The sequence below is a fragment of the Helicobacter pylori genome (genome assembly GCF_003636935.1).
GTDB classification, from domain to species: Bacteria; Campylobacterota; Campylobacteria; order Campylobacterales; family Helicobacteraceae; genus Helicobacter; species Helicobacter pylori_CH.
In genome coordinates, this window is the sequence record NZ_MVVH01000024.1 from 1 (window position 1) to 4,200 (window position 4,200).

Below are 4,200 nucleotides of genomic sequence, written 5' to 3' on the forward strand. Positions count from 1 at the left end.
AATCAAATAATGAAATCAAATAAAAAAGCAAGACAAGATTAAAACATTTCCCTATCCCTGCACCGACCTACATTCCCACTCTTGAAAAGAGCAGTATTATCAGCGATGAAGAGCTTGACTTCCAGGTTCGGAATGGTTAACTGGGTAGTTCCTCTTCTCTAAAGGCACAAGGAAAAGGGAGCTAAAGATAAATCGCATTTACCCTTAACTCCCCTTTCTCTTTAATAGGGAGCTGTTTTTAACAAAGAAGATAGTTAATAGCCTTTAGCTTTAAATCATTGAGATGGTATCTCATTCCTCATTAAAGTTTAATCCTATAAAAGTCTTTATAAAACTCCAACTCTCTTACACTCAGTAAGGCAGTGGTAACTTATCCGCGCTTATTGCCGTTATCTTATCAAAAAGCAAAAAACAAGCCAAACGCTCTATTAGTAGTAGTCAGCTAAATGCATTACTGCACTTACACATCTACCCTATCAAGCACATAGTCTTTGTGCGAGCTTCAGGGAAAGTTTATCTTGGAGTTGGCTTCCTGCTTAGATGCTTTCAGCAGTTATCACATCCGTGTGTAGCTACCCAGCGATGCTCTTGGCAGAACAACTGGTGCACCAGTGACACGTCCATCCCGGTCCTCTCGTACTAGGGACAGCTCTCCTCAACTTTCCTACGCCCACGGCAGATAGGGACCGAACTGTCTCACGACGTTCTGAACCCAGCTCGCGTACCGCTTTAAATGGCGAACAGCCATACCCTTGGGACCTGCTCCAGCCCCAGGATGCGATGAGCCGACATCGAGGTGCCAAACCTCCCCGTCGATGTGAGCTCTTGGGGGAGATCAGCCTGTTATCCCCGGGGTACCTTTTATCCTTTGAGCGATGGCCCTTCCACACAGAACCACCGGATCACTATGACCGACTTTCGTCTCTGCTTGACTTGTATGTCTTACAGTCAGGCTGGCTTGTGCCATTACACTCAACTTGCGATTTCCAACCGCAATGAGCCAACCTTTGCAAGCCTCCGTTACTTTTTAGGAGGCGACCGCCCCAGTCAAACTACCCACCAAGCATTGTCCTGCCTGTGGATAACACAGGCCAGTTAGCTAACAGAAACATCAAGGGTGGTATCTCAAGGATGGCTCCATAAGAGCCAAAGCCCTTACTTCAAAGCCTCCCACCTATCCTGCGCATGATATTCCCATTAGCAGTGCTAAGTTGTAGTAAAGGTCCACGGGGTCTCTCCGTCTTGCCGCGGGTAGGAGGAATTTTCACCTCCACTACAATTTCACTGAATCTCTGGTTGAGACAGCTCCCATCTCGTTACGCCATTCATGCAGGTCGGTATTTAACCGACAAGGAATTTCGCTACCTTAGGACCGTTATAGTTACGGCCGCCGTTTACTCGGGCTTCAATTCAACGCTTCATCTTGCGACTGACGCATCCTCTTAACCTTCGAGCACCGGGCAGGCGTCACACCTTATACTTCCTCTTACGAGTTGGCAAAGTGCTGTGTTTTTGGTAAACAGTCGGGAGGGACTCTTTGCTGAGACCACATCGCTGTGGCACACCTTATCGCGAACTTACGGTGCTAGTTTGCAGAGTTCCTTAACCAGAGTTCTTTCACGCGCCTTAGAATACTCATCTCATCTACCTGTGTCGGTTTGCGGTACGGACGACTATGGATATGCTTAGAGGCTTTTCTTGGCACGACGGTATCAGCGATTCTCCCTTTGTCCTAAAAGGACTCAAAGAGCCTGTTTGGGTTTCAAATACAGAGGTGGATTTGCCCTCCCTCCAATCTACGCCCTTAGACTAGCACTTCCATCAGCTAGCTCGCTTAACCCTATGCGTCCCCCCATCACGCTCCATAGTCGGTATTGGAATATTAACCAATTTGCCATCACCTACCCCTTTCGGACTCGGCTTAGGACCCGACTAACCCTACGATGACGACCATCGCGTAGGAAACCTTAGATTTACGGCGGATACAATTCTCATATATCTTATCGTTACTCATTCCTGCATGCTCACTTCATACCGCTCCAGCACTCCTTACCGGTATACCTTCAACGCTGGTATGAACGCTCTTCTACCACTGTGTTTAACACAATCTACAAATTCGGTGTCTATCTTAGCCCCGTTATATTTTCAGCGCATGACCACTAGACCAGTGAGCTGTTACGCTTTCTTTAAAGGATGGCTGCTTCTAAGCCAACCTCCTGGTTGTTTGAGTAGCCACACATCTTTTTCCACTCAGAATAGAACTTAGGGACCTTATTTGGTAGTCTGGGTTGTTCCCCTTTTGACGATTGATTTTATCACCCACCGCCTGACTCCCAAGATACGATAAAAGGTATTCGAAGTTTGATAGGGTTTGGTACCGCGGCGAGCAGCCCTAGCCCAATCAGGGCTCTACCCCCTTTTATTATCACTTGAGGCTATACCTAAATATATTTCGAAGAGAACCAGCTATCACTAAGTTTGTTTGGCCTTTCACCCCTATCCACAGCTCATCCCAACCCGTTTCAATGGGTACGAGTTCAGTCCTCCACGCGCTATTACACGCGTTTCAACTTGGCCATGGATAGATCACTTAGCTTCGGGTCTGCAGCATCTGACTTGTTCGCCCTATTAAGACTCGCTTTCGCTACGGCTTCGCATCCGCTTAACCTTGCCAGATACCACAACTCGCAGGATCATTATGCAAAAGGCAGTCCATCACCCTGATAAATCATAGGGCTCTGAATGATTGTAAGCAGATGGTTTCAGGTTCTATTTCACTCCGCTCACTGCGGTTCTTTTCACCTTTCCCTCACGGTACTTGTTCGCTATCGCTCAAAGAGTAGTATTTAGGGTTGGAGAGTGGTCTCCCCGGCTTCAACCTGGATTCCTCGTGTCCTGGCCTACTCTGGATACTGCTACCTAAGAACGCCTTGTCGCATACAAGGCTATCACTTTCTATGGCTTACCTTTCCAGGTAACTCTGCTAAAGCGTTCTCTTGGATGTTGCAGTCCTCAACCCCGAATGCAAGCACTCGGTTTGCCCTTTTCCCCGTTCGCTCGCCACTACTTAGGGAATCTCGTTGATTTCTTTTCCTCTAGTTACTGAGATGTTTCACTTCACTAGGTTCGCTCTCTAAATTAGAGTAACTAATATCTCTATTAGTTGGGTTGCCCCATTCGGACATCTACGCATCAAAGCTCCTTGACAGCTCCGCATAGCTTATCGCAGTCTAGTACGTCCTTCATCGCCTCTCTTTGGCAAGGCATCCGCCATCTGCTCTTAAAAGCTTGTTTTAAATTTTAAAATATCCTTTAAAACCCGCCCTTTTATAATGAATAACGACAATTGCACGAATATTCTTCAGCGCTACCACTGCCTTAATGAATATAAGACAGAGTTATTGTAGTTTTACTTTACTTTTACATAGGCTATTAACAATGTTAAATCAAATAACTTCGTTTTTCTTTAAAAACTTGCTATAATCACTCTCAAATGTTAAACCCTTTAAAGAAGACTAAAAATGCTTGATCCCTAATCTTTTTTTTAACGCTCAAGTTTTACCAGCTAGTGGGCTTTTATTTAAAGCTTTTTAGCTTGTAGAACTTGTTTGAGTGGTTTCAAATTAAAGAACTTTTTAAAGCTTGTCTTTAAAAACGAAATGTAATTATAGACATGCAATGCTTAAAGTTTGCTTAAAGTTTTTGGGATTTGAAAGAAATTTGAGAGTTTGAAAGAAATGGATAAAAATCATTAGAAATGATGGGAATGGGGGGGTGGAATAAAGCTTTAAAATAAAACGCATCATTAAATTTAAATAAGAACGCATCATCATTAAATCAAATGCATCATCATTAAAAACAAAAACACAAAACAAAAACGCATCATTAACCATTGATTGAATACCGCTAGATACAATACCCAAGTCATCTTTTTTTCAAAAAAGGGGTAGAAATGGCAATCATTCAATCATTCAATCATTCAATCATTCAATCATTCAATCATTCAATCATTCAATCAAGCAACGCTACCCTACTTTTACCGCTTTTACAAAAACCTATTTAAAAATCCCTTACTTTTTATTATTCCCTCTTTCATTAACCCTTTCATTAACCCACACCACATTTTTCAACCATTTGATTCCATAAGCCCCATTTTTAAATCAGTGGGGCTTACAGAGTTAAATTCAATACAAGGAGAAG

2 rRNA genes are annotated in these 4,200 nt (G+C 43.5%); both read right to left on the reverse strand.

Annotation, left to right across the window (positions count from 1 at the left end):
* Positions 1–54 precede the first annotated feature (54 nt).
* A 5S ribosomal RNA gene (gene rrf / locus EAL87_RS07905) occupies positions 55–172 on the reverse strand.
* A gap of 235 nt (positions 173–407) precedes the next feature.
* A 23S ribosomal RNA gene (locus tag EAL87_RS07910) occupies positions 408–3,294 on the reverse strand.
* Between the last annotated feature and the right edge of the window lie 906 nt (positions 3,295–4,200).